This is a genomic window from Streptomyces sp. NPDC039424 (assembly GCF_055639495.1).
This window is the reverse complement of the sequence record NZ_JBVKAI010000030.1, coordinates 66,185-91,474: the sequence shown is the minus strand read 5'-3', so window position 1 is coordinate 91,474 and position 25,290 is coordinate 66,185. Positions and strand designations below refer to the sequence as shown.

At 72.2% G+C, this 25,290-nt stretch carries 29 protein-coding genes and 2 pseudogenes; 16 read left to right on the top strand and 15 right to left on the bottom strand.

Annotated elements, in window-relative coordinates:
• Window positions 1-97: 97 nt before the first annotated feature.
• Window positions 98-1,132, bottom strand: coding sequence for an acyl-CoA dehydrogenase family protein (locus ACZ7L0_RS41240; protein WP_471247729.1), 1,035 nt, complete (start codon window positions 1,130-1,132; stop codon window positions 98-100).
• A 98-nt stretch (window positions 1,133-1,230) separates the two neighbouring features.
• Between ACZ7L0_RS41240 and ACZ7L0_RS41235 the strand changes: the two genes are divergently transcribed.
• From ACZ7L0_RS41235 to ACZ7L0_RS41200, 8 genes are all read left to right on the top strand, one after another.
• Entirely contained in the window at window positions 1,231-1,581 is a 351-nt protein-coding gene (locus ACZ7L0_RS41235) for a YciI family protein (RefSeq protein WP_471247728.1), read from the top strand.
• Window positions 1,581-2,774 carry an RNA polymerase sigma factor gene (locus ACZ7L0_RS41230; protein ID WP_471247727.1) on the top strand — a complete coding sequence of 398 codons (1,194 nt, stop codon included), beginning with the start codon at window positions 1,581-1,583 and terminating at the stop codon, window positions 2,772-2,774. The genes ACZ7L0_RS41235 and ACZ7L0_RS41230 overlap by 1 nt, the downstream gene beginning before the upstream one ends.
• A 114-nt stretch (window positions 2,775-2,888) precedes the next feature.
• On the top strand, window positions 2,889-4,253 hold the full coding sequence (locus ACZ7L0_RS41225; RefSeq protein ID WP_471247726.1) for an RICIN domain-containing protein: 1,365 nt from the start codon (window positions 2,889-2,891) through the stop codon (window positions 4,251-4,253).
• A 42-nt stretch (window positions 4,254-4,295) separates the two neighbouring features.
• Window positions 4,296-5,207, top strand: coding sequence for an aldo/keto reductase (locus tag ACZ7L0_RS41220; protein WP_471247725.1), 912 nt, complete (start codon window positions 4,296-4,298; stop codon window positions 5,205-5,207).
• 44 nt (window positions 5,208-5,251) lie between these two features.
• Complete coding sequence (locus tag ACZ7L0_RS41215; protein WP_471247724.1) at window positions 5,252-5,626, top strand: BlaI/MecI/CopY family transcriptional regulator; 375 nt, start codon at window positions 5,252-5,254, stop codon at window positions 5,624-5,626.
• Window positions 5,623-6,543 (top strand): M48 family metalloprotease, encoded by a 921-nt coding sequence (locus tag ACZ7L0_RS41210; protein WP_471247723.1) that lies wholly within the window; start codon window positions 5,623-5,625, stop codon window positions 6,541-6,543. The genes ACZ7L0_RS41215 and ACZ7L0_RS41210 overlap by 4 nt, the downstream gene beginning before the upstream one ends.
• Before the next feature lie 117 nt (window positions 6,544-6,660).
• Window positions 6,661-7,056 carry a VOC family protein gene (locus ACZ7L0_RS41205; protein ID WP_471247722.1) on the top strand — a complete coding sequence of 132 codons (396 nt, stop codon included), beginning with the start codon at window positions 6,661-6,663 and terminating at the stop codon, window positions 7,054-7,056.
• A gap of 39 nt (window positions 7,057-7,095) precedes the next feature.
• Complete coding sequence (locus ACZ7L0_RS41200) at window positions 7,096-8,160, top strand: adenosine deaminase (protein WP_471247721.1); 1,065 nt, start codon at window positions 7,096-7,098, stop codon at window positions 8,158-8,160.
• On the opposite strand, the gene ACZ7L0_RS41195 is transcribed toward ACZ7L0_RS41200, so the two are convergent.
• The 3 genes and pseudogenes from ACZ7L0_RS41195 to ACZ7L0_RS41185 all read right to left on the bottom strand — a co-directional run.
• Window positions 8,148-8,657 (bottom strand): mycothiol transferase, encoded by a 510-nt coding sequence (locus tag ACZ7L0_RS41195; RefSeq protein WP_471247720.1) that lies wholly within the window; start codon window positions 8,655-8,657, stop codon window positions 8,148-8,150. The two genes, ACZ7L0_RS41200 and ACZ7L0_RS41195, sit on opposite strands and share 13 nt — an antisense overlap.
• A gap of 37 nt (window positions 8,658-8,694) precedes the next feature.
• Window positions 8,695-8,922, bottom strand: a complete 228-nt coding sequence (locus ACZ7L0_RS41190) for a hypothetical protein (protein ID WP_471247719.1) — start codon at window positions 8,920-8,922, stop codon at window positions 8,695-8,697.
• 225 nt (window positions 8,923-9,147) lie between these two features.
• Window positions 9,148-9,396 (bottom strand): annotated as a pseudogene (locus ACZ7L0_RS41185) (MMPL family transporter); the annotation flags it as partial.
• Here ACZ7L0_RS41185 and ACZ7L0_RS41180 point away from each other — a divergent pair.
• A complete protein-coding gene (locus tag ACZ7L0_RS41180; RefSeq protein WP_471247718.1) occupies window positions 9,281-9,760 on the top strand; it encodes an MMPL family transporter in 480 nt (159 codons plus the stop codon). The pseudogene ACZ7L0_RS41185 and the gene ACZ7L0_RS41180 overlap by 116 nt on opposite strands.
• On the opposite strand, the gene ACZ7L0_RS41175 is transcribed toward ACZ7L0_RS41180, so the two are convergent.
• Entirely contained in the window at window positions 9,738-10,625 is an 888-nt protein-coding gene (locus tag ACZ7L0_RS41175; RefSeq protein ID WP_471247717.1) for a LysR family transcriptional regulator, read from the bottom strand. The two genes, ACZ7L0_RS41180 and ACZ7L0_RS41175, sit on opposite strands and share 23 nt — an antisense overlap.
• A gap of 112 nt (window positions 10,626-10,737) precedes the next feature.
• On the opposite strand from ACZ7L0_RS41175, the gene mgrA reads away from it, so the two are divergent.
• The gene (gene mgrA, locus ACZ7L0_RS41170; protein WP_471247716.1) at window positions 10,738-11,727 is read left to right on the top strand and encodes an L-glyceraldehyde 3-phosphate reductase; all 990 of its coding nucleotides are present in this window, start codon (window positions 10,738-10,740) and stop codon (window positions 11,725-11,727) included.
• Window positions 11,728-11,779: 52 nt separating this feature from the next.
• Here mgrA and ACZ7L0_RS41165 read toward each other — a convergent pair whose 3' ends face one another.
• Complete coding sequence (locus ACZ7L0_RS41165; protein WP_471247715.1) at window positions 11,780-12,163, bottom strand: nuclear transport factor 2 family protein; 384 nt, start codon at window positions 12,161-12,163, stop codon at window positions 11,780-11,782.
• A gap of 332 nt (window positions 12,164-12,495) precedes the next feature.
• Between ACZ7L0_RS41165 and ACZ7L0_RS41160 the strand changes: the two genes are divergently transcribed.
• The 3 genes and pseudogenes from ACZ7L0_RS41160 to ACZ7L0_RS41150 form a co-directional block, all read left to right on the top strand.
• A complete protein-coding gene (locus ACZ7L0_RS41160; RefSeq protein WP_471247714.1) occupies window positions 12,496-12,906 on the top strand; it encodes a hypothetical protein in 411 nt (136 codons plus the stop codon).
• Window positions 12,907-13,116: 210 nt separating this feature from the next.
• A complete protein-coding gene (locus ACZ7L0_RS41155; RefSeq protein WP_471247713.1) occupies window positions 13,117-13,656 on the top strand; it encodes an SH3 domain-containing protein in 540 nt (179 codons plus the stop codon).
• A gap of 226 nt (window positions 13,657-13,882) precedes the next feature.
• Window positions 13,883-15,304, top strand: a pseudogene (locus ACZ7L0_RS41150) (DUF6777 domain-containing protein); the annotation flags it as partial.
• A 194-nt stretch (window positions 15,305-15,498) separates the two neighbouring features.
• Here the strand turns inward: ACZ7L0_RS41150 and ACZ7L0_RS41145 are convergent.
• From ACZ7L0_RS41145 to ACZ7L0_RS41135, 3 genes are read right to left on the bottom strand one after another with little or no spacing between them, the layout of a single operon-like run.
• Window positions 15,499-15,918, bottom strand: a complete 420-nt coding sequence (locus ACZ7L0_RS41145; protein ID WP_471247737.1) for a PRC-barrel domain-containing protein — start codon at window positions 15,916-15,918, stop codon at window positions 15,499-15,501.
• A complete protein-coding gene (locus tag ACZ7L0_RS41140) occupies window positions 15,918-16,547 on the bottom strand; it encodes a PRC-barrel domain-containing protein (protein ID WP_471247712.1) in 630 nt (209 codons plus the stop codon). The genes ACZ7L0_RS41145 and ACZ7L0_RS41140 overlap by 1 nt, the downstream gene beginning before the upstream one ends.
• Window positions 16,547-16,735: a hypothetical protein gene (locus tag ACZ7L0_RS41135; protein WP_471247711.1), complete on the bottom strand. Its 189-nt coding sequence runs from the start codon at window positions 16,733-16,735 to the stop codon at window positions 16,547-16,549. The genes ACZ7L0_RS41140 and ACZ7L0_RS41135 overlap by 1 nt, the downstream gene beginning before the upstream one ends.
• Window positions 16,736-16,876: 141 nt before the next feature.
• On the opposite strand from ACZ7L0_RS41135, the gene ACZ7L0_RS41130 reads away from it, so the two are divergent.
• Window positions 16,877-17,329, top strand: a complete 453-nt coding sequence (locus ACZ7L0_RS41130; protein ID WP_471247710.1) for an ATP-binding protein — start codon at window positions 16,877-16,879, stop codon at window positions 17,327-17,329.
• A 55-nt stretch (window positions 17,330-17,384) separates the two neighbouring features.
• On the opposite strand, the gene ACZ7L0_RS41125 is transcribed toward ACZ7L0_RS41130, so the two are convergent.
• Window positions 17,385-18,272 carry an RNA polymerase sigma factor SigF gene (locus ACZ7L0_RS41125; protein WP_471247709.1) on the bottom strand — a complete coding sequence of 296 codons (888 nt, stop codon included), beginning with the start codon at window positions 18,270-18,272 and terminating at the stop codon, window positions 17,385-17,387.
• Between the two features lie 277 nt (window positions 18,273-18,549).
• On the opposite strand from ACZ7L0_RS41125, the gene ACZ7L0_RS41120 reads away from it, so the two are divergent.
• The gene (locus ACZ7L0_RS41120) at window positions 18,550-18,915 is read left to right on the top strand and encodes a helix-turn-helix domain-containing protein (RefSeq protein ID WP_471247708.1); all 366 of its coding nucleotides are present in this window, start codon (window positions 18,550-18,552) and stop codon (window positions 18,913-18,915) included.
• Between the two features lie 255 nt (window positions 18,916-19,170).
• Window positions 19,171-19,653 (top strand): VOC family protein, encoded by a 483-nt coding sequence (locus ACZ7L0_RS41115; RefSeq protein WP_471247707.1) that lies wholly within the window; start codon window positions 19,171-19,173, stop codon window positions 19,651-19,653.
• Between the two features lie 36 nt (window positions 19,654-19,689).
• On the opposite strand, the gene ACZ7L0_RS41110 is transcribed toward ACZ7L0_RS41115, so the two are convergent.
• The 5 genes from ACZ7L0_RS41110 to ACZ7L0_RS41090 all read right to left on the bottom strand — a co-directional run bounded on the left by ACZ7L0_RS41110 (window position 19,690) and on the right by ACZ7L0_RS41090 (window position 25,269).
• Window positions 19,690-20,562, bottom strand: coding sequence for an aminoglycoside phosphotransferase family protein (locus ACZ7L0_RS41110; protein ID WP_471247736.1), 873 nt, complete (start codon window positions 20,560-20,562; stop codon window positions 19,690-19,692).
• A gap of 87 nt (window positions 20,563-20,649) precedes the next feature.
• Window positions 20,650-21,528: a geranyl diphosphate 2-C-methyltransferase gene (locus tag ACZ7L0_RS41105; RefSeq protein WP_471247706.1), complete on the bottom strand. Its 879-nt coding sequence runs from the start codon at window positions 21,526-21,528 to the stop codon at window positions 20,650-20,652.
• A gap of 16 nt (window positions 21,529-21,544) precedes the next feature.
• Window positions 21,545-22,594: a family 2 encapsulin nanocompartment cargo protein terpene cyclase gene (locus ACZ7L0_RS41100; RefSeq protein WP_471247705.1), complete on the bottom strand. Its 1,050-nt coding sequence runs from the start codon at window positions 22,592-22,594 to the stop codon at window positions 21,545-21,547.
• 17 nt (window positions 22,595-22,611) lie between these two features.
• Window positions 22,612-24,012 (bottom strand): family 2B encapsulin nanocompartment shell protein, encoded by a 1,401-nt coding sequence (locus ACZ7L0_RS41095; RefSeq protein ID WP_471247704.1) that lies wholly within the window; start codon window positions 24,010-24,012, stop codon window positions 22,612-22,614.
• 249 nt (window positions 24,013-24,261) lie between these two features.
• On the bottom strand, window positions 24,262-25,269 hold the full coding sequence (locus tag ACZ7L0_RS41090; protein WP_471247735.1) for a zinc-binding alcohol dehydrogenase family protein: 1,008 nt from the start codon (window positions 25,267-25,269) through the stop codon (window positions 24,262-24,264).
• Window positions 25,270-25,290: the final 21 nt, after the last annotated feature.

Below are 25,290 nucleotides of genomic sequence, written 5' to 3'. Positions count from 1 at the left end.
GCCGCCAGGTCTTGCCTGACCTGCTCGTGTCCGGTCTCAAACACGATGGGCGGATCACGAGAACTACCCGAAAATCTCCGACTCAGGTCACTAGGCCCTACCGCCCGGTCAGGGCGTCCAGGTGTGCCCTGCGTGACTCCGCCGTCTGGCCCTGGACCAGGAGGAACAGGGCCTCGCGGGCCAGGCGTTGGGCCTTGCTGCCGAGCACCGTCGAGCGACCGCCTCCGGCTACCACCGCGGCCGTGGTGATCGTCCTCATGACGTCGAACGCCCTCACCCTGAGGTCCAGCCGGTCCGCCCGGTGCTCGTGCGCGACCGGATGGTCGGCCAGGGCGTACGCACTGCGCCGGACCTCGGTCAGACGGGCGCGCAGCGGGCCCGCCGTCTCCTCGTCGAGCAGCGTGAGCGCAGCCTCCGCGATGCCGAACACCGCCGGTGAGGCGTTCACCGTCCTGGCGCGGTCGGCCGCGGCCCACTGGTCGTACGGCGCCCGCAGGGCCACCGCGTCCTGCGGCAGCCACAGGCCGTCCAGTTCCAGCGACACGGTGCGGGAGGCCGTGAGCGCGGCCAGCCGCAACGGCTCCGAGGCCCTGAGGCCCGGCTGCTCGCGGGCCTGGGTGAAGGCGAAGAGCGCCTCGCCGGTGTCGTTCACCCCGGCGAGCAGCATGACGTCGTTGAGGCCCCAGCCGGTGTACCAGGGCACGGTGCCGTCGAACCGCCAGCCGCCTCGCTCCCCGGTGGCGCGCACCGGGATCCTCGGATACGACCGCAGGTGGGCGTAGGCCACCCCGGACAGCAGTTCACCCCGGCCCAGCGGGCCCAAGAGCCTTTCCCGGACGGGTAGTTCGCTCTTGGCCAGGGTCTGGACCGGCGTGTGGTGCTGTGTCTGCACGAACCATGTCGAGCAGCATGCCCCGGCCAGGATCTCCGCGGTCTCCCGTGCCACCGAGGCGGGCGCCGCCGAGCCGCCGTACGCGACCGGCGCGCTCATGCCGAGCAGCCCGGACCGCCTGACCGCCGCGATGTGGCTCGCGGGCACGCCCTCCTGGTCGACGCGTTCGGCCTGCGGGGCGAGCAGCTCGTCCGCGAGGCGACGGGCGCGGGCGACGAGCGGGTGTGCTGCGATGGTCATGGAGGAAATTCTCCCGTTGCCGTGCGGTGAGGTGTCGATCCGGGGCTCTGCCGTTCGTGTAGGAGGCGGGACAGTCCCACGACGCCAAGGAGGACGTCATGAAGCACTATCTGCTCAGCGTGGTCCAGCCGGCCGGCGGGCAGCCGCCAGAGCCGGACGCGCTCGCCGAGATCATGCGCAACGTCAAGGCCTACAACGACGAGCTGCGCGAGGCCGGGGCCTGGGTCTTCGCCGGCGGACTGCACGGCCCGGAGACGGCCACCGTGCTGCGGCCCGAGGGCGGCGACGTGCTCATCACCGACGGGCCGTACGCCGAGGGCAAGGAGTACCTGGGCGGGCTGTGCCTGATCACGGCCCCCGACCTGGACGCGGCCCTGGAGTGGGGCAGGAAGGCCGCCCTGGCCACCACCCTTCCCATCGAGGTGCGCCCCTTCGTGGGCCAGCACTGATGCCGGACACCCCGGACGTCGAGGCCGTCTTCCGCGCCGAGTACGGGCGCGCGGTCTCGGTCCTCGTCCGCTTTCTCGGCGACATCGACCTCGCCGAGGAGGCGGTCCAGGACGCCTTCGCCACCGCCGTGCGGAAGTGGCCGGAGACCGGGGTGCCACCGAGCCCGGCAGGCTGGATCATCACCACCGCCCGCAACCGCGCCGTCGACCGGCTGCGCCGCGAGTCCTCCCGGGACGCCCGGCACGCCGAGGCCGCCCGGCTGTACGCGCCCGACGCACCGCCCGAGGAGGGCCCCGTGCGCGACGACCGGCTCCGTCTGATCTTCACCTGCTGCCACCCCGCGCTCGCCCCGCAGGCGCGGGTCGCCCTGACCCTGCGGCTGCTCGGCGGGCTCGGCACCGCGCAGATCGCCCGCGCCTTCCTGGTGCCGGAACCCACCCTGGCCCAGCGGCTGGTCCGGGCGAAGGCGAAGATCCGTGACGCGGGCATCCCGTACCGCGTGCCCCGGGACGCCGATCTGCCCGACCGGCTGGGCGGTGTCCTGGCCGTCGTCTACCTGATCTTCAACGAGGGTTACACGGGCTCCCCCGAGCTGTGCGCCGAAGCCGTACGCCTGGGCCGTCTGCTGGCGGAGCTGATGCCGGACGAGCCCGAGGTCACCGGTCTGCTCGCGCTGATGCTGCTCGTCGAGGCGCGGCGCCCCGCCCGGCAGGACGGGCACGGAGCCCTGGTGCCGCTGCCCGAGCAGGACCGTGCCCGCTGGGACCGGTCCCTGATCGCCGAGGGCCAGGCCCTCGTCCGCCGCTGTCTGCGCCGCGGCCGGCCGGGGCCGTACCAGATCCAGGCCGCGATCAACGCCGTGCACTGCGACGCGCCGACGGCCGGGGCCACCGACTGGGGGCAGATCCTGCGGCTGTACGACCAGTTGACGGCCGTCGCCCCCTCTCCCGTCGTGGCCCTGAACCGGGCGGTCGCCGTGGCCGAGGCCGAGGGCCCCGAGGAGGCCCTCGCCCTGGTGGACGCGCTCGATCTCCCCGGCTACCACGTCCGCCACGCCGTCCGCGCCGACCTGCTGCGCCGTCTTGGCCGGTACCCGGAGGCGGCAGGGGAGTACGAGCGGGCCGTCGAGCTCGCCGAGAGCCCGGCCGAGCGGGCGTATCTGGAGCGGCGCCGCGCGGAGCTTCCGGGCTGAACGGCGGGGCTCCGATTCACCGATGACCTCTACTGCTGACACGCGTCCGTAGTGCATGGTGTCATGCACCTGACCGGATGGTCGGGGTCGTACCGGTGAAGGGAAGGCCCCCGCATGCGCACCCCCCACGCCCTGCTCGCCACCGCCGTCGCGCTCGCCGCCGCGGTCACGGCACCCCCGTCCCACGCCGCCACGGCGGTTCCGGCCGCCGGCACCTACTACGTCCAGAGCGCCGTGACCGGCTTCGACGCGGCGGACGACGGGGGAGCGGTGGAGCAGCACAGACCCAAGGGCGACGAGGACCACCAGCAGTGGAACCTGAGGGCGAGCGGATCGTCGTACCTCCTGGAGAGCAGGGACACGGCGGGCAGCTGTCTGGGGCGCGCCGGAGACCAGGCGGCGACCGTCGCCTGCGCGAGCGCCGACGCGGCCTGGGAGATCAGCCCCGCCGGTGACGACCGGTACACACTCAAGTCCCCGGGCGCCGAACGCTACTTGACGCTTGCCGCCCAGCCCTCCGGCGGCACCTACCCGGACCGGCTGGCCGTCGGCGCGCCGGGCGGCCTCGCCGCGTGGTACCTCACCCCGGTCACGCCCACCACCGGCCCCATGCCGTCGCCGGACCGGCGCACCCTCGACCAGGTCACCTTCCTGACCGCGCACAACGCCTACGCCAACGGCGTCGACGGCGGCTTCGCCCCGCCCTTCGTCAACCTTTTCCCCAACCAGACCCGGGGCATCGACCGGCAACTCGCCGACGGAGTACGCGGGTTCATGCTGGACATCCACCAGACCCCCGACGGCGCGATCCTCTGCCACAACAGCTGCACGCTGGTCAGCAAACCCGTCGCCCTCTGGGTGGACCTGCAGCGGATCGTGGACTTCCTCAAGGCCCGCCCCGACCAGTTCGTCACCGTCTTCCTGGAGGACTACGTCGATCCCACGGTGCTGCGCTCCGAACTCGCCCGCGTGAGCGGCCTGTCGGACGTGCTCTACCGGCCCGACCGGACCGGCGTACGACACAATGGCTGGCCCAGGATGGCCGATCTGGCCGCGGCGGGCCAGCGGCTGCTGATCTTCACCGACCACAGCCGCTCGGCCGACGAGTCGGCGGGCCTGACCCGGGACAGCTTCGGCGTGATGTACCAGCGGGAGTGGACCGTGGAGAACTACTGGTCGATGGGGCCGGGCATCGGCTCCTCCGACTGGTCCTGCTACAGCCGCTGGTACGACGCGAACACCACCCTCCCGCTGACCCGCACCGAGACCGGCTTCCGCCCGCTGTTCGTCATGAACCACTTCCGTGACGCCACCGTCGCCGCCACCGCGCAGAGCGACAACGCCAAACTCGCCGACCGCGCCCGACGGTTCTGCCAGCCGGCCGCCCGCAAGAAGCCCACCTTCCTCGCCGTGGACCGCTACGACCTCGGCGACCCGGCCTCCGCCGTGGCCGCGCTGAACACCTATACGTATCCGTAAAACCGTCCCGTCCGAGCCGCGCACGTGTGCGAAACTCCGCCGATGACCACTCAGATGATCACCGCGGACGCGTCCGGCACCTGGACCCTCGGCGATCTGCCCGTCCACCGCGTCGGCTTCGGCGCCATGCGGCTGACGGGCAGCGCCGCCTTCCACCTCGGCACGCCGAGCGACCGGGAACGGTCCATCGCGGTGCTGCGCCGGGCGGTCGCGCTCGGCGTCAACCACATCGACACGGCCGCCTTCTACTTCTCCTCCCTGCGCTCCGCCAACGAACTCATCAACACCGCGCTGGCCCCGTACGCCGACGACCTGGTCATCGTCACCAAGGTCGGCCCCTTCCGCGACTACCACGGCGAGTGGGGCACTTCCGCCCGGCCCGACCAGCTGCGCGGACACGTCGAGGAGAACCTGCGCCAGCTCGGCCGCGACCACCTCGACGTGGTCAACCTGCGCCGGATGCGCCAGGACTCGATCGCCGAGCACTTCGGCGCCCTGGCAGAGCTCCGCGAGGCTGGCCTGATCCGGCACCTGGGCGTGTCCGACGTCGAGCCGCGCCATCTCGCCGAGGCCCTGGAGATCGCTCCGGTGGTGTGCGTGCAGAACCGGTACGGGCTCGACACACCGGCCCCCGGCACCGACGAACTCCTGCGGATCTGCGGTGAGCGCGGCATCGCGTTCGTCCCCTTCTACGCCGTGGCGGGCGAGGGCGCGGAGCACGGCGCGAGCGGCGACGCGGACGAGGCGGTGCTGGCCGTGGCCCGGGCGCACAACGCGAGCCCGGCACAGGTCCGTATCGCCTGGACGCTGCACCAGGGCCCGCACGTGCTCGCCATTCCCGGCACCGGCAACCCCGACCACCTCGCCGAGAACGTCGCGGCCGGGGCGCTGCGCCTCAACGACGCCGAGATGGAGACGCTGAACGCCCTCCACACGAACACTACGATCGGGTAGACGACCTGCTGTTCCATGGGCGAGGACGGGGTGAGGAACCTCCCATGACCGACGCGAAGGACGAACGCCGCCCGGCCGGTGAGCTGGAAGCGAGCGTCATGGCCGCGCTCTGGGCCGCCGGCGCGCCCCAGACGCCCGGTCAGGTGCAGCTCAGCCTCGGCGCGGGCCTGGCGCGCACCACGGTGACCACCATCCTGTCCCGCCTGCACGACAAGGGAGTCGTCGGCCGGCAGCGGCAGGGCCGGGGCTACGCGTACTTCCCGGTCCAGGACGCCCAGGGCCTCACCGCCCGCCGGATGCACACCGAACTCGACCGCGACAGCGACCGCGAGACGGTGCTCGCCCGCTTCGTCGCCCAGCTCAGCCCCGACGACGAGCGCATCCTGCGTGACCTGCTCGAACCGCCCGCAGAGCGATGACCGCCCTGCTGCTCCTGCCGCTGGTGCTGCCGTTCGCCCTGCCGCCGCTCGCCCGGCGGACCGTCGAGCGGCTCGCACCCGTGGCCGCGCTCTGGGTGGTCACCGTCTCGGCGGTGCTGTGCGCGGCCTGCTCGCTCGCCGCGCTCGGCGCCTTCGTGCTGACCGGGCTGCTCAAGCTGTCCCTCTTCGCCGCGCTCGGCGAACTCGTCCACCCGCTGCGCACCGCCTCGGACCGCTTCGTCGTCCCGGCGGCCGTGACCTCCGTCGGCGCGCTCGCCGGGTGCGCCTGGACCCTGGTCCGCTCGGTGCTGCGCCAGACCCGCGCCCTCCGCGCGGCCCGCTGCGAGGCCGGTCGCGGGCCCGCCGCGGGGGACCTGTGCGTGGTCGACTCGCCGCACCCGGACGCGTACGCGCTGCCCGGGCGCCCGCACCGGATCGTCGTCACGACCGCGATGCTGCGCAGCCTGGACGCCGCCGAGCGCGAGGCCCTGTTCGCCCACGAACGGGCGCACAACCGGGGCGGCCACCACTACTTCCTCGCCGCCGCCGAACTCACCGCGCACTGCCATCCCGCGCTGCGCCCGGTCCGCGAGACCATCCGGCTGGCCGCCGAGCGCGCCGCCGACGAGGCCGCGGCCGACGCCGTCGGCGACCGGCGCCTGACCGCCCGCGCCATCGCCCGCGCCGCCCTGGCGGGCCGGGCGGCCCACCCCGGGCGCCCGGACTTCGCCGCCGCCGCGACGACCGGCCCCGTTCCCCAGCGCGTCCAGGCACTCCTGGCCACTCCCCGACGCGCGGCCCCCTGGATCGCCGTCCTGCTGGCCGCCTGCGCCGCCGTCTCCTGCGCCGCCTCGGCGGCCGGGGTGTTCGAATTCCATCACTGTGTCGAGGTCGCCCAGGGCGAGGAAAGCCCCTGAGCGACCCCACCCGGGGTGCCCCGTTTTCTCCTGCCGCCCTCCGGACTGGCGTCCACGACGTTTTACGTATAACCTCACCCGTCAACCACCCCCCCCGCAGCACCTCCGGAAGGCCCGATGAGACGCGTCGCCCTGGTCACCCTCGTCGTCGACGACTACGACGAGGCGATCCGCTTCTACACCGAGGCCCTCGGATTCCGGCTCGCCGAGGACGCCCCGCGCCCCGACGGCTCCCGCTGGGTCGTCGTGGAGCCGGGACCGGAGGGGACCGGTACCGGTCTGCTGCTGGCCCGCGCCAAGGGCGAGACCCAGCGGGCCCGGATCGGCGACCAGACCGGCGGGCGCGTCGGGTTCTTCCTGCACACCGACGACTTCGCCCGCGACCACGCCCGGATGCGCGCCGCGGGCGTGACCTTCCTGGAGGAGCCGCGCCACGAGCCCTACGGCTCGGTCGCCGTCTTCCAGGACCTGTACGGCAACCGCTGGGACCTGCTCCAGCCCGCCACCGACTGACCACTCCCACCGCACCATCATCTGCCGAGGAAGCACGCCATGACCGCGCCCCGCATCGACTCCGAGACCCTCCGCCGGCTGCCCAAGGCCGTGCTGCACGACCACCTCGACGGCGGCCTGCGCCCCGCCACCGTCGTCGAGCTCGCGGCCGCGGTCGGCCACACGCTGCCCACCACCGACCCCGACGAGCTGGCCGCCTGGTACTTCGAGGCCGCCAACTCCGGCGACCTGGTCCGCTACATCGCCACCTTCGAGCACACCCTCGCCGTCATGCAGTCCCGCGAGGGCCTGCTGCGCACCGCCGAGGAGTACGTCCTCGACCTCGCCGCCGACGGCGTCGTCTACGGGGAGGTGCGCTACGCCCCCGAGCTGATGGTCAAGGGCGGGCTGACGCTGAACGAGGTCGTGGAGACCGTGCAGGAGGGCCTCGCGGCCGGCATGGCGAAGGCGGCCGCCGCCGGCACCCCGGTCCGGGTCGGCACCCTGCTGTGCGGCATGCGGATGTTCGACCGCACCCGGGAGATCGCCGACCTCGCCGTCACCTACCGCGACGCCGGTGTCCTCGGCTTCGACATCGCCGGCGCCGAGGACGGCTTCCCGCCCGCGGACCACCTGGCCGCCTTCGAGCACCTGCGCCGCGAGAGCGTACCGTTCACCATCCACGCCGGCGAGGCGCACGGCCTGCCCAGCATCCACCAGGCCCTCCAGGTGTGCGGCGCCCAGCGCATCGGCCACGGTGTGCGCATCACCGAGGACATCGTGGACGGCAAGCTCGGCCGCCTGGCCGGCTGGGTGCGCGACCGCCGTGTCGCCCTGGAGATGTGCCCGACCTCCAACCTCCAGACCGGCGCCGCCACCTCGATAGCCGAGCACCCCATCACGGCCCTGAAGGACCTGGGCTTCCGGGTCACCCTCAACACCGACAACCGGCTGGTCTCCGGCACGACGATGACCCGGGAGATGTCCCTGCTGGTCGAGGAGGCGGGCTGGACGGTCGAGGACCTGCGCACGGTCACGGTGAACGCCCTCAAGAGCGCGTTCATCCCGTTCGACGAGCGGCGCGCCCTCATCGAGGACGTCGTCCTGCCCGGCTACGCGCTCTGAAGCAGCCCCCGCACATAGGCGGCCTGTCCGACGTGCTGCAGATCGTCGGACAGGACGCTCACCAGCCGGACGCCCAGGGTGACCGGCGGATCCCAGCGCTCGTCCACGACGCGTTCGAGGTCCTTGGCGGGCAGCTCGCGCAGCACCTCCAGGGTCCGCTCGTGCACGGCGTCGTAGTAGCCGGTCAGCAGACCGGCGGAGCCGACCCGCACCTTGGCGACCTTCGCCGCGCTGTGCCCGTACCCCGTGTCATGGCGCGGCAGGTCGAGCCCGAAGCGCTTCTCCCAGCCCTGTGAGAGCCACACCTGGTCCAGGTCGAAGGCGTCGGCGACATGGTCGTCCTGGACCCGGGTGAGGTGCCAGACCAGCCAGGCGATGGAGTTGGCGTCGGGGGCCGGGCGGGCGTGGAGGCCGTCCGGCCCCAGCCCGTCGAGGGCGGCATGGACTTCTTCCTGGATGCGGCCGTAGCCGTCGATGAGGATGTCCCGTGCGTGCATACGTCCACCATCGCGCATCGCGCGTCGTCCCGCGTAGTCACCGCGGCGCCACGGCCCGCGTCTGGACCCGGGTCGGCACCGCCGTCTCCGGCCGGCCGCGGACCGTGTGGATCGGCACCGCGCTCCTCCTCGGCGTCATGGCGCTCGGGGTGTTCGGGCTGAAGGCCGACGGGCTCTCCAACACGGACCAGTTCACCGGAAAGCCGCAGACGGCCGTCGGCGAGGAGATCCAGTCCCGGCACTTCCCGGCGGGGTCGGGCGACACCGTCTACGTCGTGGCCAAGGCCGCCTCGGCGGAGCGGGTGAGGGCCGCGCTGTCCGGTGTGCCCGGAGTCGCCGACGTCTCGCCGCCGGTGATCAAGGATGGTGAGGCCATCGTGCTCGGAGAGCTCGAGGACGACCCCAGCAGCACGGCCGCGATGCGCGCCATCGAGCGGGCCAGAACCGCGGTCCACCGGATCGCGGGTGCGGATGCCCGGGTCGGTGGCAACACGGCGGTGGCGACCAGGAACACGAACGTCAGAAGCGGGAAGGAGGCTTCGGCCCCGGCGAAGTGGAACACGTGGGTGAACACCAGACCGCTCACGCCGAGGGCCGCCCCGAACGACAGCACCACCGTCGCCATGAGCAGCAGGGGTGCGACGATCGCCCGCAGCAGCAGCGCGAGGACGAGGAACACCACGACCAGCACGATCGGGATGATCACCTCGGAGTCGCGGGCGGCCGCTTCTCGCGTGTCGAGAATGCTGGGCATCGACTACAACATCTTCCTGGTCACCCGGGTGCGCGAAGAGACACTGGAGCACGGCACCCGGCGCGGCGCGCTGGCGGGCCTGTCCGCCACCGGGGGTGTGATCACCTCGGCGGGTCTGGTGCTGGCCGGTACCTTCGCGGCGATGGCCTCACTGCCGCTGGTGTTCGCGGCCGAGCTCGGGTTCGCGGTGGCGTTCGGCGTGCTGCTGGACACCATGATCGTCCGCTCGGTGCCGGTCACCGCGCTGACGCTGGACGTGGGGCGATGGATGTGGTGGCCCAGCGGACTGTTCAGGCAGCGGGACGCCCCCCGGCCGTCGCCTGAGCTCACGCGTCTTCGGGTGTCGTGAGCAGCGTGATCAGGGCGCGTGCGGCCGGGCTGGTGGCCGTCTCGGGCGGCAGGAGGGCCACGGTCTCGTAGTCGGCCTCGCCCGTTCCCTTCAGGGGGAGCGCCGTGAGGGCCGGCCGCTTGTGCCGGAAGTGGCGGGGCACGACGGCGATTCCGAGGTTCTCGTCCACCAGGTCCAGGAGGCTGTGTACGTCGTTGACCTCCAGGGCGACCGTGCGCCGTACGCGCGCGGCGGCGAAGGCCGCGTCGGTACTGCGGCGCGGACCCCAGTCCGGGTGGAAGTCGACGAAGACCTCGCCGCCGAGGTCGTCCGGCGTGAGCGCCGCCCCGGCCCGGGCGAGACGGTGGCTCGGATGGCACAGGACCGTCATCGGCTCGGCGGTCAGGGACACCGAGCGCAACTGGTCGGTGTCCGCCTGCGTACGGTAGGCGAACGCCAGGTCCAGCCGGCCGGCCGCGACCTCCTCGGCCAGCGCGCCCGAGCCCGCCTGCCGCAGCCGGATCTCCACGTCCGGATGGCGCCGCCGGAACGCGGCCAGCAGCCCGGCCACATGCACCCCGGCGATGCACTGCTCGGTGCCCAGCGCCAGCGTCCCGCGCAGCACCCCCTGCACCGCGGCCACCGCCTCGTGCGCCGCCCGCACCTGTGCGAGGATCCGCTCCGCCTCGGCGAGAAGCGCGCGCCCCGCCTCGGTCAGCGTCACCCGGCGGGTGGTCCGCACGAACAGCGGCGCCCTGAGCTCCCGCTCCAGCGCCCGGATGGAGGCCGACAGGCCCGACTGGGACACCATCAGCCGTTCGGCGGCCCGGGTGAAGTGCTGGTCCTCGGCGACGGCGACGAAGTGCTGCAGGTGGCGCAGTTCCATGATTGAGAAGCCTATCCGCTGAATTCCATCGGATTCTTCTGTTGGACCGCTGTACCCGGCTCGGGGAAGAGTGGACGGCGGTAGATCGTGTGCCAACCTCTCTGGAGTCGCGTTGTACACCGCCCACCCCGACCGCTACACGGACATGCCCTACCGGCGCACCGGACGCAGCGGCCTGAAGCTCCCCGCGCTGTCGCTCGGCCTGTGGCACAACTTCGGCCCCGACCGTCCCGTCGAGACCCAGCGCGCCATCCTGCGCCGCGCCTTCGACCTCGGCGTCACCCACTTCGACCTGGCCAACAACTACGGACCCCCGCCCGGCGCCGCCGAGTCCGCCCTCGGCGACGCGCTCCGGGCCGACTTCGCGCCGTACCGCGACGAGCTGGTCGTCTCCACCAAGGCGGGCTATCTGATGTGGCCCGGCCCGTACGGCGAATGGGGCTCGCGCAAGTACCTGCTGTCCTCCCTCGACCAGAGTCTGAAGCGGATGGGCCTGGAGTACGTCGACATCTTCTACTCGCACCGCCCGGACCCCGAGACTCCCCTGGAGGAGACGATGGGCGCCCTGCACTCGGCGGTCCAGCAGGGCAAGGCGCTCTACGTCGGCGTCTCCAACTACTCCCCGGAGCAGACCCGCGAGGCGGCCCGCATCCTCGGCGAGCTGGGCACCCCGCTCCTCATCCACCAGCCGCGCTACTCCATGCTCGACCGCCGTCCCGAGGACGGCCTCCTCGACGTCCTCGACGAGCTCCAGGTCGGCTCCATCGCCTACTCCCCGTTGGAGCAGGGCCTGCTCACCGGCCGCTACCTCGACGGCATCCCCGAGGACTCCCGGGCCGCGAGCGACAGCCCCTTCCTGAACTCCGACGCGGTGACCGGGGAACTGGTCGGCAGGCTGCGCGCCCTCGACGACATCGCCAAGTCGCGCGGGCAGAGCCTGGCCCAGCTCGCCCTGGCCTGGGTGCTGCGCGGCGGCCGGTTGACCTCCGCCCTGGTCGGCGCCAGCAGCCCGGAGCAGCTGGCGGACAGCGTCGCCGCGATCGGCAACCTGGACTTCGACGCGGAGGAGCTGGCACGGATCGACGCGGTCGTCACGGTGTGAGACATCCCGCCCGCGAGCCCGCGGGCGGGACACCGCGAAGGCCCCGACGCCGTCACGCTCCGGCCGGTACCCGGTCCAGGAAGCCGAACACCGAGGTGATTCGGCCCTCGGCGTCCAGCGTGATCACGTCGAATCCGGCCACCGGTGCCGAGCCGTCGGCCTCGTTCACCAGCTCCCAGGCGAACCGGGCCGTGTCGTGGTGCCCGTCCACGGTGCCCAGCGGGCGGAAGACGAAGCCCGGGAACTGTGCGTGCGCCCCCGTGATCAACGCCGTGATCTGCTCGTGCCCGGTGACCTCGGCCAGCGGGTCGGTGTAGGTGCCGTCCGCGGTCCAGGCCGCGGCGACCGCCTTCGCCCGGGTCTCCGGCTCGGTGGCGTTCCAGGCGTCGAAGTAGCGGGCGGCTGCCGTCTGGTAGCGGTCGGTGTTCACGGACATGGCGAATCAGCCTCCATCGAGGTCGGACCTGCTGTCGGGGAACCGGATCTGCGGGTGCGTCGAACCGGTACGACCACCATGCCCCCGGGCGCCGGGAGGGGCGATTACCCCTCGGGTAATGACCGCGACGAGGGCGGGGGAGCGGGGGAGGCCGGGTCCGGCGGATTTCGGCCAAGAGCGGCCGTGAATATGCCAAGAGACTGGCCGGAAAGTCATGGTGACAGAGTGTCAGTAGTGAAGATACTCGAACGCCAGGGGCACTTCACCGCACAGGAGCCGCACGGAAAGCGAGGACCCGGCCGGCAGACGAGCGACGCGACGGGGGAGTGATCGTGCACGACGAATTCCTGTGCCATGTCACCGCGTACGGCTGGTGTGACGGGCAGCGCATCGGCGTACCGCTCGGCACCTACCGCGCGCCCACCCTCGCGCTGGCCCTGTGGTGGCTGCGCGACCGGGCCCTGTGGATCGCCGAGCGGCTCGACCCGCAGCCCGACAGCCCGCACTTACCGCCGAACGCCCTGGTGCCGGTCGCGGACACCGTCGCGGACGTGCCCGGACTGCTGCGCGCCTGGTGCGCGGACGAGGGGCGGCAGGAACTGGTCGCCGACGAGTTGGCCGGGGGGCGGCTGGTGCGGATCGCGACCAGTGACGACACCACCGAGTACGAGCTGCTGGCGGAGTCCGTCGACGCCCTGCGGATGCAGCGCACCATCCCCGCGCTTGTCGTTCCCGTCGCCTGACACGTGACAGCGGGCCCCGACCGGCCCCGCCTCGGGCCTGGAGCCTGGGCGCAGATGCGGTCGGATCGGTAGAATCCAGGCCATGACGGACCGGCCGGTCGCCCCGACGGCGCCCGAACCCGTCCCGCGGTCCGACAGGGACTTCGCCGGGATGAGCGTGTGGCCGCCGCACCGGTGCGAACCCGCAGTGACGCGGAAGCAGGCGGTGCGATGACGAGCCCCGGCTTCCGGCCCACCCATGTCGTCCCCCAGCACGGCATGCCCGCCTGGGAGGCCCCCGATCCCGACCGCCCCACCGTGCCCCTCGACCCGCTGCTGCCGGTACAGCTCGTGGAGCGGTACGGCGACTGGGGGCAGATCCGGTGCGCCAACGGGTGGACCGCGTGGGTCGACGGCCGCTACCTGGTCACCGTCCCGCAGGATCCGCCCGTCGCCGACGACGAGGTCGGCGCCGGCGACCCGCGCCCCCTGCTGGCCCGGGCCGCACAGGCGCTGGCCGACTACCGGGCCGCGGTGGACGATCTCGTGGCCGGTGACCTAGACGGGGAGTCCTTCAGCGGCCGTACGCGGGAGTTGCGGATCGGGCTGGTGATCGCCGGGGAGTCCATGTGGCTGTACGACGCCGACGGGGGACGGTGGGTGTACGGGGACGGGAAGCGGCTGAGCACCTTCGCCACCGACCGGGCGGCACCGGTCACCGATCCCGGGCACGCCCCGACCCGGGTGGTGGCCCCCGAGGGTGAGCGCTGAGAGGCGGTCACGCGGGCCGGGGCGCCGCTGCCGCCCGGGTGGCCATGCCGTCACGCTGAGCAACGCCACGGGGCCGGCCTGTCGGGTGGGCCGTCCGTGTCGGCTTGCGGGCCGTCAGGGATCGGAGCACACAATGGGCCTAGTGCAACAAATCGGGCCATTCGGATGACAGATGCCGCATGTCGCGTCCGACAGATGCCGCGTGTCGCGTCGGGAAGAAGAGCGCGTGAGCGTCGAACCGCCGTTCTCCGGCCGCCCCACAGGACCGCCCTCCGGCCCGCTGTCGGGCCGCTCCCAGCCGCCCCCGAGGCCTCCGGCGCCACCGCCGGGAGGCGGTGGTGACGGGGCGTCGCATCCGCACGGGCCGTGGTGGAGGTCCGCGCCGCGTATCGCGGCGCTCACCGCCGTCCTCGTGGTGGCCGCGGTCCTGGCGGTGGTCCTCAGCCGTCCTGACGGTGGTTCGGGCAAGGGCGGGGAGATATTCGCCGAGCCCGTGAGCGCCACGGGCCCGGACCCGTTCACCCCGTCCACGGCGACGGACAGCTCCACCCCGCCGGCCCCGCCGAGCGTCACGGCCCCGCAGACCACCACGACCGCCCCGAAGACGACCCGGCCGGGGTCGACCACCAAGCCGGGGTCGACCACCAAGCCGGGGTCGACCACCCGGCCCGGGACGACCACCAAGCCGGTGCCCGTCGTCCCGTCCGCGCCGGCCAACACGGTGCGGGGCGTGGACGGCGGTTCGGCGGGCCTCTACAGCGGCACCCGCAACGTCCCCAGCTGCAACGTCGGCAGGCAGAGCACGGCTCTGCGGGCGGACTCCTCGAAGAACCGGGCCTTCGCCTCCACCTCCGGCGTCCGGGCGTCCGGCGTCCCCTCCTATCTGCGCGGACTCACCCCCGTACAACTGCGCGCGGACACTCGCGTCACCAACCACGGCTACCGAGGCGGCGCCGTCACCAACTACCAGGCCGTCCTCCAGGCGGGCACGGCCGTCCTCGTCGACAGTCGCGGCGTGCCTCGGGTGCGCTGTGCCTGCGGCAACCCGCTGACCCCGCCCGTCGCGCAGCGCAGCACGCCGAAGCTGGTCGGACGCACGTGGCCGACGTACCGCCCCTACAACGTCGTGGTGGTCAGGCCCGCGCCGGTGATCATCAAGATCTTCGTCATCTACGACTACCACCACGACTACTGGCTGCACCGGCACAGCGGTGACAGTGGATACAAGGACCGGGAGGTCCGGCCGCCCGTGAGGCCGTTCGACCCCTACCCGCCTTCGCCGCTGCCCTCGTCCTCGTCGTTCCTGTTGTCCGAGTCGCCCTCACCGTCCACGTCCACTTCGCCGCCGTCGACATCACCGTCCCCGTCCACGTCCACCTCGCCGTCGAAGGAGTCCTCGTCGAAGGAGGAGTCGCCGTCGAAGGAATCGCCGTCGAAGGAGGAGTCCTCGCCGAAGGAGGAGTCCCCGTCGAAGGAATCGCCGTCGAAGGAGGAGTCCCCGTCCAAGGAGGAGTCGCCGTCGAAGGAGTCCCCGTCCAAGGAGGAGTCCTCGCCGAAGGAGGAGTCCCCGTCGAAGGAATCGCCGTCCAAGGAGGAGTCCCCCTCGAAGGAGCCCCCGTCCTCGGAGGCGCCGTCCTCACCGCCGCCCGCCTCGGAATCGCGCCCGGAGCCGCCGCCGACGTCCTCCGCTCCCGCGCCGACGCAGAACACCTCGGCCCCCGAAACCGCCAGTCAGCCGGTGGAGAGCTCCGCCGCCCCGCAGCAGCCGGAGACCCAGCAGCAGCCCGAGAACGAGCAGCCGCAGAACGAGCAGCCGGAGACGTGACTCACCGCAGACGCGACTCAGCCGGCGCGGACGACCAGGGCGTAGTCGCCCAGGCCCAGCAGGCGGTCGGCCGGGATCGTGCCGAGTGCGGTGTAGACCGTCTCCACGCGGCCGGTGGCCGGGTCGAACGCGAGGTCCTGGACGGTGCCCCGCTCGTCGCCGGACTCGGTCAGGATCCTGTGGTGCAGCGCCTCGTGGTGCGGCGGGGGCACCGCGGCTTCCCCGGCCGGGTCCGGGCGCACCAGCACGGCGTCGGGGCCGACCGCGTGCAGCGCCTCCCAGGGCAGCACGGTCTCGTCGCGTCCGCGCCCCGTGCCGACCCGGATGTGTGTGACGGCCCGTGCGGTCGCGTCCACCGTCAGGGCCTTCACCACCCCGATCTCGGCCGCCTCCGTGAGGGTGACCACGGGCAGGCCGCGCACCCGCGAGTACAGCATCACGGCAGTGACCCCTTCGGCGTCCGGGCGCGGGCATGGAAGGCCTGTACCTGCCCGACGAAGCTCGGGAGGTCCTCGGCGACGTACAGCGTCGCGTCCGCGGGGACGACCAGGGCCTGCCCGGAGACCGCGAGGGTCTCGCCGCGCGGGACGTACACCTTGTGCCTACGGCGACTCGAACCGGACGCCAGGGACTTGCTCGCCGCGATCCGGAAGCCGACGACCCGGCCGCTGGTGCCGCCCTCCACGACGACGTCGAGCACCTTGCCGACCTCCGTACCCGCGTCCGTGAGCACCTTGGCACCCAGCACCCGGCCCTTGACCACCTCCCGGCGGACGACCACGGCGGCCGCCTCGGTCAGGGCGCCCGGATCGCGGATCATGACCGCGTGATGCCCCAGGGAGTGCACGCCCGACCAGGGCAGGCTCCGCTTCAGCGGACCCGAGAACAGGCCCCGGCCGCTCAGTGTGAAGCCGGTGATCCGGCCGGCCGGGGCGTCGAAGACGGTGTCCTTGATCTGGGCGACCGCGTCGCCCGCCAGCGTGACCACCGGCAGGGTCGACAGACTGCGCGCGGCCATCAGCTCCGTGCCCGTCCGCCCGGGCTCCGACAACAGGTGTTCGGCCATCACACACCCCGTCCGCCGTACCGGCGCCCGCGCCGCACCGCGATCACCGTCCCGGACCGTCGGCCGGCCTGGACGCCCAGCGCCACCAGCGTCATCACCGCCAACGCGGCCACCACCACGACCAGCCACACCCACCAGACCACCGTCCACCTCCGGCCGCCGCCCCGGCCGCCCTCGGCCGGGCCCACCCCGTCCGTGTGCCCCCGACCGCCGCGCCGATGCCCGGTGTGCGCGATCGGCGAACGTTGAGCTGGACTGTGCGGCGTCTGTCGGGGTACGAGGACTGGTGCAGCAGTGACCGGCCGGGCCGGATTCCGAAAGAGAAGCGCATGACCGACCACGTGGACGGGGCAGTGATACCGAGTGGTTTCGACGTGCCCGTGGAACCGTTGCGGCGGGCGGCGCACTACACCGGTGAACCCGGAAGCATCGCCGAGGCGCGGTCTTTCGCCGCCCAGTTCCTGGAGCAGCTGAGGACCGAGTGGTGCGCCCGCATCGACTCGCGCGCCGACGGCGAACTGCTCCTCGTGGTCAGCGAGTTGGTCACCAATGCCGACCGGCACAGCAACGGGCCGTACATCCTGGAGCTGGAGGGCACGGACAGCACGGTCTCGGTGTCCGTCTACGACAGCAGTGTCGCCCTGCCCCGGCGGTTCCCGCGCGATCCCCAGCGCGTCGGCCGGCACGGCCTGGAGATCGTGCACGCACTGGCCGCCGAGGTCACCGCCGAACGCGTACCGGTCGGCAAGAAGGTCCGCGCACTGGTGAACCTGCCCCACTGAAGCCCCGGACGCCGCCCCTGTGGATCACGAGGGCGGCGTCCGTCGTCTCGCGGGGTCAGGCGCAGCCCAGCTCGCCCAGCATCCCCTGCCTCAGGCGGGTGATGATCCGCTTGATCAGACGGGAGACATGCATCTGCGAGCAGCCGAGCCGTTCGCCGATCTCCGCCTGGGTGGCCTCCTCCACGAACCTCATGTGGATGATCTGCCGGTCCCGTTCGCTGAGCTCGGCCATGAGCGGCGCGAGGGACTGGAAGTCCTCCACGAGCCGCAGCCCCTCCTCCTCGACGCCGATGAAGTCGGAGAGCACCGCCTCGCCGTCCTCGGGACCGTCCCCGGTGAGCGCCGCGTCCAGCGATGCGGAGTTGTATCCGTTGGCGGCCAGCTGGGCCTCGACGACCTCCTTCTCGGAGATGTTCATCAAGGTGGCGAGCTCGGCGACCGTCGGGTCGCGGTCCAGCCGGCTGGAGAGTTCCTCGCGCGCCTTGGCCAGCTCGACGCGCAGCTCCTGCAGCCGCCGGGGGACGTGCACCGCCCAGGTGGTGTCGCGGAAGAACCGCTTGATCTCGCCCACGATGTACGGCAGAGCGAACGAGGTGAACTCCACCTCGCGCGAGAGTTCGAACCGGTCGATGGCCTTGATCAGGCCGATCATCCCGGTCTGGACGATGTCCTCCATGTCGTCACCGCGGTTGCGGAACCGCCCGGCCGCGAAACGCACCAGCGACATGTTCATCTCGATGAGGGTGTTGCGCGCGTACTGGTACTCGTGCGTGCCCTCCTCCAGCACGGTCAGCCGCTGGAAGAACTGGCGGGAAAGTTCGCGCGCGTCACGAGGAGCTATCGTGCTCGGGTCCTCGATTCCAGGCAGTGATCCCTCGCCCGTCCTGTCCTCGGCGGCCTTCTCAGTGACCACTGCTTGTGACCGGATCCCGGCGGTATTCATTACCTCTCCCACGAAAGTCACGGTTCGACGTCTGCCTCTTCGGCTCGGTGTTTCCGGATCCCTGCCCTATGTGTGTGGAGGGCGGGTACCCGGAAACCGGGCGTCCATGCATGTCCCGTCATGCGGGTACCCCGAGTGACGCGCCGCATGCGGGTCGTGCGCCGAAGTGACCGGAATCGCAAGGTTCCAGCAGGTCAGAACCGATTTCCCTCAGGGCGGAACACCGATCCGTCCCCGATGCCTGCGCCGGGGCGTCCGGCACTCCTAGGGTGAACGCGTGAGCAACCGAGCGCCCAACGGGCCCCGCTTAATCCCTTTTCGCCCCGAAAAGCCCGACTCCGCACCCAGGGAACCCCTCTGGCGCGACCTGGTCGGCGACGTGCTGCGCCGGGAGCGCCTGGCGCAGGAGCGCACGCTCAAGGACGTCGCCGACGCGGCGCGGATCTCCGTTCCGTACCTCTCGGAGATCGAGCGCGGCCGCAAGGAGGCCTCCTCGGAGGTCCTCGCGGCCGCCTCCCACGCCCTCGGCCTGGGCCTCGGCGACCTGCTGTCGCTGGTCGGCCATGAGCTCACCCGTCAGCAGGTGAACCGGAGCCGCCAGGGTTCGCGCGCACCCTACCGGGGGATGTGCCTGGCCGCCTGACGGCGTCGCCCGCGACCGTTCGGGCTCAGTCGGCGCCCTTGTCCCGCAACTGCCGGAAGAACGCAGCGGGATCCGGGGTTCGGCCGGGAACAGGGCGAGCGCGGTCAGCCATGCGTGAGGAGGATGACGTCATGACCGCAGGCTAGTTGGGCGTAAAGCCGCGGCCATCCGGATCAATCGGCCGCCCCGCCGATGAGTTTCGCGGCGAGGATCGGTCGACACAGGTGACCGCGTTCCACGCTCCAGGAGGTGCTCATGACCACCGACGGATTCACCACGTGTCTCTGGTTCGACGGCCAGGCCGAGGAGGCCGCCCACTTCTACGTCTCGGTCTTCAAGAATTCCAGCATCGAACGGATCGGCCGCTACAACGAGGCCGGTCCGGGCCCGGCCGGTTCCGTGCTGACCGTCGAGTTCACGGCCAACGGCCAGAAGTTCGTCGCGCTCAACGGCGGCCCGCAGTTCAAGTTCACCGAGGCGGTCTCCTTCCAGATCATGTGCTCGGACCAGGAGGAGATCGACTACTACTGGAACAAGCTCACCGAGAACGGCGGCGAGGGCGGCCCCTGCGGCTGGCTCAAGGACCGGTACGGACTCTCCTGGCAGGTGGTCTACGCCCGGCTGATCGACATGATCGGCGACCCCGACCAGGAGCAGGCGGCCCGTGCCATGCGCGCCATGCTCTCCATGGGCAAGCTCGACGCCGCCGAGCTGGAGAAGGCGTACGCGGGGGAGTGACCGGCACGCCCGGCCGCCCCGCGCGGGCGGCCGGCCTCACTCGGCCAGGATCTCGGCGATCGCGTGCCGGGAGTTCTCCGCGAGCGGCGGGTTGGTCTCCCAGTAGTACGGCAGCTGGATCAGCGAGATCGACAGCGCCCAGCCCCGTCCCCGCGCCCACTCGGCGTCGTCGGCGCCGACGGCCGCGCGGAAGGTGCTCCGGGCGGAGCGCGGCAGCAGGTTCCAGGCCACGATCAGGTCGACGGCCGGGTCGCCCACCCCCACGGTGCCGAAGTCGATCACCGCGCTGAGCCGCCCGTCCACGACCAGGACGTTGCCGGGCGACAGGTCCCCGTGCGCCCACATGGGCGCCCCGGTGTACCCGGGAGCGTCCAGAGCCTCCTCCCACCGGTCGGTGAGCGCGGCGGTGTCGAGGCCTCGCCCCGTCAGCCGGCCGATGGCCTCACGCGTGGCGGTGTCCCGGGTCGCCAGGGGCACGCCCCGGTGCTGCGGCGGTCCCTCGCGGGGGTCGATCCCGCGCAGCGCGCGGACGAACGCCGCGAGGTCCTGCGCGAGCGGCCCGGGCTTCTCCACCGCCCCGGCGACCGGGTTGCGTCCGTCCAGCCAGCGGTACACCGACCAGGGCCAGGGAAAACCGTCGCCGGGCCCGCCCCGCCCGATCGGCTCGGGCGTGGGCACGGGCAGCAGCGGCCCCAGCCGGGGCAGTCGGCGCTGCTCGTGCGTCACGTCGTGCACGGCACCGGGATGCCGGGGCAGTCGTACGACCTTGTCCGAGCCGAGCCGGAACATGGCGTTCTCGGTGCCGGAGGACTCCACGCGCCGCACCGGCAGCGACGCCCACGCGGGGAACTGCCCGGCGATCAGCCGGCGGACGAGGGGGACGTCGATGTCCACCTCGTCGGCACGCATCTTCATGGCACACACGGGCACCATTCCAGCGATCAACGGGCTCGCTGTCGAAGGAATTTGACGGCCGGGCTCGGGCAGGCTCCCGGCTCAGACCCGGTCGGCCGCGATCAGCAGGTACTGGAAGCTGCCGTTGCGGTAGGCGCCGAGGAAGGTGTCCTCGATGCCCGTGACCAGGTGGTCGGCCTGTCTGCGCAGCTCCCAGTAGGGGATCGTGGCCTCGGTCAGGTCCTGTACGTGGACCGGGACCAGGCGGTTGTCGGCCATGGCCCGGAAGTACGCGGACCGGGGATGGATGTCGCAGATGTAGTGCGCGTTGATGAGGGACACCTCGCGCGAGGCCCGCCCGTAGGTGTCGTTGTAGCAACCGGTGATCACCACATAGCGGCCGCCGCGCCTGAGCAGCCGGGCGTGCTCGGCGAAGAGCAGGTCCAGCTCGACGTACATGGTGGACTCGTTGTTCCACGACGCCGCGTAGGCGCCGGACGCGAAGCCGGTGTCGAGCATGTCGCGGTGGTGGTAGCGCACCTTGTCGCCGATGCCCCGCTTGCGGGCCTGCTCGCCCGCGAACTCCGCCTGCTTGGCGGAGATCGTGACGCCGTCGGCATGGCAGCCGTAGCGCAGGTTCGCCACCACGCTGCCGCCGCCCCGGCCGCAGCCGGCGTCGAAGACGCGGTCCGTGGGGGAGAGCGGGCCGAGATGGGAGGCGAGGAGCTCGGCCTGGGCGTGTTCCAGGCGGTGGAGTTCGGCGGTGATCCGCTCCCGGCGCAGGCCGGCGTCGGGTTCGTCGAGCACCGACCAGTCGGCGTCGCCGATGCCGTAGTGGTGGTGGTAGAGGTCGTCGATCTTCCCGAGTTCGAGGTTGACCGGGTTCTCCTCGGCGTTCCAGTAGTCCGCGACGCGGTTCTGGTACGTGGACCGGGTCGGCACCGGTGCCGGCGTGGCGGGGGCGACGGGGGCGGTGGTCAACGGGACTCCTCCTGGGTTACCAGTAGTTGGGCAGGTGGTAGCGGTGGCTGTTGGTGGCGTGCCACTCGTGGTTGCCGGACACCCAGGCGGCCAGGCCCCGGGCGTAGCGCTCGACGAGGGGCGAGGTGGCGGACAGCAGGGCGGCCTCCTCCTCGAAGGCAGCCATGATCCGGTTGTGGATCTCGACGGACCTCAGATAGGCGGCCTTCAGCCCGCACCGTTCGTCGGCGGCCACGACCTGGGGCAGGTTGAGGTGCGTGGGGTCGTTCGCCAGTTCCTTGGTGAAGGAGTACAGGTCGTTGACGATGGTGGTGGCGTTGCAGGCCAGGGTGGTGATCCGCTGGATCTCGGGGCGGGCGTAGACCTGCTCGGGCAGCTCGTAGCCGTCCACGGTGTCGACGATCGACAGACAGGGGCGGAAGTTGTTGAACTGCCGCATCACCAGGTACTCCCAGACCCGTGGCGCGTACCGCGTCTCCGCCCAGGCGGCCTCGGCGAGATAGCCCAGGTGCAGCCGGGCGATGTCGTGTGTCAAGCGGGTGGTCTGGCTGGGCGTGGCGAGGACGGCGAAGTCCTTCAGGGCGAAGTGGTACGAGCGCAGCGGACCGTCGGCCCGCACGCCGCGCCGCCACTCCTCCTCCAGCTCGGGGGTGCCGTGGTACGGGTCGATCGCCGACTGGGCCATGATCAGCCGGCCGCCGAGCCCGCGGTGCGATCCGCCCCGGTCCTCGTCCTCCTCGCAGTAGCAGTTGTCGACGATGTTCTCGGCGAGCAGCAGCTTCCCGGCGACCGTGAGGCGTTCCAGGTCGGCCGCGTCCGGGTGCTGGAGTACCACCGCCCGGCCGAACTGGAAACCGGCGAAGTCCCCCGCCCAGGATCGGGGGAACAGGTCGAGGCCGCGGGCCCAGGTCTCCAGCCTGCGGTCGATCTCCGCCGCCTTCTCCGGATCGGCGGGCGCGGCGGGCTGGTGGCGGAGCCCGGGGATCGCCCCGGTGCGCCGGGCCCGTAGCGAACGGGCCAGGTTCGGCGGGCCGGGCAGCGGAAGGGCGGTGGGGGAGGTGCTCATGGGGGTGCTCCGGTCCGTCACTCGGCCGTCCGGCCGATCTGGACGTTCTCCAGGATCCCGGCCGCGTCGGGGACCAGGATGGCCAGCGAGTAGTAGGCGGTGACCAGGTAACTGATGATCGCGGCGGTGTCGATGCCCATGAACCGGACGTTCAGTCCGGGCTGGTGCTCCTCGGGGATGCCGGTCTGGTAGAGGCCGACCACCCCTTGGTCGGCCTCACCGGTGCGCAGCGCGAGGATGCTGGTGGTGTGCTGCTCGCTGATGGGGATCTTGCCGCACGGGAAGAGCGGGACACCGCGCCAGGCGGGGACCTCGTGCCCGTCGACGGTCGCGGTGCCGGGCACCAGGCCGCGCCGGTTGCACTGCCGGAAGAAGGCCGCGATGGCCTTGGGGTGGGCCAGGAACAGCTTCGTCCCGCGCCGCATGGAGAGCAGTTCGTCGAGATCGTCCGGGGTGGGCGGGCCGGTGAAGGTGCTGATGCGCTGGCTGTGGTCGGTGTTGTGCAGCAGCCCGAACTCGCGGTTGTTGACCAGCTCCCACTCCTGGCGCTCGCGGATCTCCTCGATGGTGAGCCTGAGCTGCTGCTCGGTCTGGTTCATCGGGTCGTTGTAGAGGTCGGCGACGCGGGTGTGCACCCGCAGCACGGTCTGGGTGAGGGACAACTCGTACTCACGGGGGCTGAGTTCGTAGTCGACGAAGGCGCCGGGCAGCGTCGGCTCGCCCACGTGGCCCGCCCGCACCGGGACGTCCGCCTCGCCCTTGCGGTTCACGGGCCTGCGGTGCCGCTCGACGTACGCCTCGAGGTGGGCGGCGAGCGACGGCACCCGGTCGGTGAACTCGGTGACGACGGCCCAGGGCAGCGCCAGCACCACGCCCGCGGTCTCCGCCCGCACCGAGCTCAGCCACAGGGGGTCCGGCTGGCCGACGGCCTCGTCGCCCATCTGGGCCCCGTCGCTCACCACCCCGAGGATCTCCTCGTCGCCGTACTTTCCGTTGGTGTAGCGGGTGAAGCGGCCGTGGGCGACGAGGTAGGCCTCGGTGACCGGCTGCCCGGCCTCGAACAGGACCTGACCGGCCCGCACATCCCGGGGCTGGAACCGGGCGGCGAGCTCCCGCAGGACGTCGAGGTCGCCGTAGCCGCGCAGGGCCGGCAGTTCGGTCAGCGTCTCGGGGATGACCCGGATGTCGTCGGCGCCGTTGTGCTCGAAGTGCACCCGGCCGCGGCCGGAGCGCAGTTGCAGGCGCCGGTTGACCCGGTAGGTGCCGCCCTTGACGTCCACCCACGGCAGCGTCCTCAGCAGGCAGCGCGAGGTGATGGCCTGCATCTGCGGTTCGGACTTGGTGGTGGTGGCGAGCCGGCGTGCCGCCCGGGTGCTCAGACTGGTGAGCCGCCCGTCGGCGCCGTCCGGTGTGGACACATTCCCTCCCGAAAGGTGAAGGGGTGACCGGATCGGTCGGTGGTGAGCGAGGTGGTGGTGCGCTGGGACAAGCCAAACAGCAGTGATGAGGCGCCCGGTACGGCGCGAAAGGGGCGTTTTTATGCCTTGGTGGTGCAAACCTGCCGTACGAGGCGAACGTGACGGGGTGTGTGATCGCGCGCCGGTCCCGCGCTTCCGCGCCCGGGCGCACCGGCGCGCGAACGGATCACCGGCTCCGCCGGACAGGCCCTAGGAGAGGTCGTTCACCAGCACCGCCGCGCCGTCGAAGCGGCCAGCCGCGAGGTCCCGCAGGGCTTCAGGCGCCCGTGACAGGGGGTAGGTGTGCGTCCTCGCCCGGACCCCGTGCAGCGCCGCCAGCGCCAGGAACTCGCGGGCGTCGGCACGGGTGTTGGAGGTGACGCTGCGCAGCTCCTTCTCGTAGAACAGCTCGGTCTCGTACCGCAGCGCGGGGATGTCGCTCAGGTGGATGCCCGCGACCGCCAGGATCCCGCCCCGGTCGAGGGCGCGCAGCGCCACCGGGACCAGGTCGCCGGCCGGTGCGAACAGGATCGCGCCGTCCAGGGGCTCGGGCGGGCGATCGTACGCGTCCCGCGCCGAGGCGGCGCCCAGCTCGCGCGCCAGCCGCCGGGCGGCCTCGCCGCGGGTCAGGACGTGCACGGTGGCACCCTCCGCGAGCGCCACCTGCGCGCACAGATGGGCGCTGCCCCCGAAGCCGTACAGCCCGAGCCGGCCCCCCGGCGGCAGTGAGGTGCGGCGCAGTGCGCGGTGGCCGATGATCCCGGCGCACAGCAGCGGCGCCGCGGCCACGTCGTCCAGGCCGCCCGGCAGCCGGTGGGCGTACTCGGCCGGGACGGTCGTGTACTCGGCGTAGCCGCCGTCGGCGTCCCAGCCGGTGTACTCCGAGTCCGGGCACAGGTTCTCGGCGTCGCGCACGCAGTGGGCGCACGTGCCGTCGGTCCGGCGCAGCCAGGCCACGCCCACCCGCTCGCCCACGGTGAAGTCCTCCACCGCCGACCCGGTCCCCGCGACCGTGCCGACCACCTCGTGCCCGGGGGTCACACCGGGCCGGCGCACCGGCAGGTCGCCCTCGGTGACATGCAGGTCGGTGCGGCACACCCCGCACACGCGCACCCGGACCAGCAGCTCGTCGTCCCCGGGCGCAGGCACCGGCCGCTCGACGAGCCGGAGGGGATCCCCCTCGACCGGCCCTGGCCGGACCACCGACCACGCCCGCATCGTGCCCGCCGCCGTCATCTC

What these genes read in the sequence shown, in the direction of transcription:
- ACZ7L0_RS41240 (WP_471247729.1), bottom strand. Translation starts at nt 1,132, where the DNA reads ATGACCATCGCAGCACACCCGCTCGTCGCCCGCGCCCGTCGCCTCGCG.
- ACZ7L0_RS41235 (WP_471247728.1), top strand. Translation starts at nt 1,231, where the DNA reads ATGAAGCACTATCTGCTCAGCGTGGTCCAGCCGGCCGGCGGGCAGCCG.
- ACZ7L0_RS41230 (WP_471247727.1), top strand. Translation starts at nt 1,581, where the DNA reads ATGCCGGACACCCCGGACGTCGAGGCCGTCTTCCGCGCCGAGTACGGG.
- ACZ7L0_RS41225 (WP_471247726.1), top strand. Translation starts at nt 2,889, where the DNA reads ATGCGCACCCCCCACGCCCTGCTCGCCACCGCCGTCGCGCTCGCCGCC.
- ACZ7L0_RS41220 (WP_471247725.1), top strand. Translation starts at nt 4,296, where the DNA reads ATGACCACTCAGATGATCACCGCGGACGCGTCCGGCACCTGGACCCTC.
- ACZ7L0_RS41215 (WP_471247724.1), top strand. Translation starts at nt 5,252, where the DNA reads ATGACCGACGCGAAGGACGAACGCCGCCCGGCCGGTGAGCTGGAAGCG.
- ACZ7L0_RS41210 (WP_471247723.1), top strand. Translation starts at nt 5,623, where the DNA reads ATGACCGCCCTGCTGCTCCTGCCGCTGGTGCTGCCGTTCGCCCTGCCG.
- ACZ7L0_RS41205 (WP_471247722.1), top strand. Translation starts at nt 6,661, where the DNA reads ATGAGACGCGTCGCCCTGGTCACCCTCGTCGTCGACGACTACGACGAG.
- ACZ7L0_RS41200 (WP_471247721.1), top strand. Translation starts at nt 7,096, where the DNA reads ATGACCGCGCCCCGCATCGACTCCGAGACCCTCCGCCGGCTGCCCAAG.
- ACZ7L0_RS41195 (WP_471247720.1), bottom strand. Translation starts at nt 8,657, where the DNA reads ATGCACGCACGGGACATCCTCATCGACGGCTACGGCCGCATCCAGGAA.
- ACZ7L0_RS41180 (WP_471247718.1), top strand. Translation starts at nt 9,281, where the DNA reads ATGAGCAGCAGGGGTGCGACGATCGCCCGCAGCAGCAGCGCGAGGACG.
- ACZ7L0_RS41175 (WP_471247717.1), bottom strand. Translation starts at nt 10,625, where the DNA reads ATGGAACTGCGCCACCTGCAGCACTTCGTCGCCGTCGCCGAGGACCAG.
- ACZ7L0_RS41165 (WP_471247715.1), bottom strand. Translation starts at nt 12,163, where the DNA reads ATGTCCGTGAACACCGACCGCTACCAGACGGCAGCCGCCCGCTACTTC.
- ACZ7L0_RS41155 (WP_471247713.1), top strand. Translation starts at nt 13,117, where the DNA reads ATGACGAGCCCCGGCTTCCGGCCCACCCATGTCGTCCCCCAGCACGGC.
- ACZ7L0_RS41145 (WP_471247737.1), bottom strand. Translation starts at nt 15,918, where the DNA reads ATGCTGTACTCGCGGGTGCGCGGCCTGCCCGTGGTCACCCTCACGGAG.
- ACZ7L0_RS41140 (WP_471247712.1), bottom strand. Translation starts at nt 16,547, where the DNA reads ATGGCCGAACACCTGTTGTCGGAGCCCGGGCGGACGGGCACGGAGCTG.
- ACZ7L0_RS41130 (WP_471247710.1), top strand. Translation starts at nt 16,877, where the DNA reads ATGACCGACCACGTGGACGGGGCAGTGATACCGAGTGGTTTCGACGTG.
- ACZ7L0_RS41125 (WP_471247709.1), bottom strand. Translation starts at nt 18,272, where the DNA reads ATGAATACCGCCGGGATCCGGTCACAAGCAGTGGTCACTGAGAAGGCC.
- ACZ7L0_RS41115 (WP_471247707.1), top strand. Translation starts at nt 19,171, where the DNA reads ATGACCACCGACGGATTCACCACGTGTCTCTGGTTCGACGGCCAGGCC.
- ACZ7L0_RS41110 (WP_471247736.1), bottom strand. Translation starts at nt 20,562, where the DNA reads ATGCGTGCCGACGAGGTGGACATCGACGTCCCCCTCGTCCGCCGGCTG.
- ACZ7L0_RS41100 (WP_471247705.1), bottom strand. Translation starts at nt 22,594, where the DNA reads ATGAGCACCTCCCCCACCGCCCTTCCGCTGCCCGGCCCGCCGAACCTG.
- ACZ7L0_RS41090 (WP_471247735.1), bottom strand. Translation starts at nt 25,269, where the DNA reads ATGCGGGCGTGGTCGGTGGTCCGGCCAGGGCCGGTCGAGGGGGATCCC.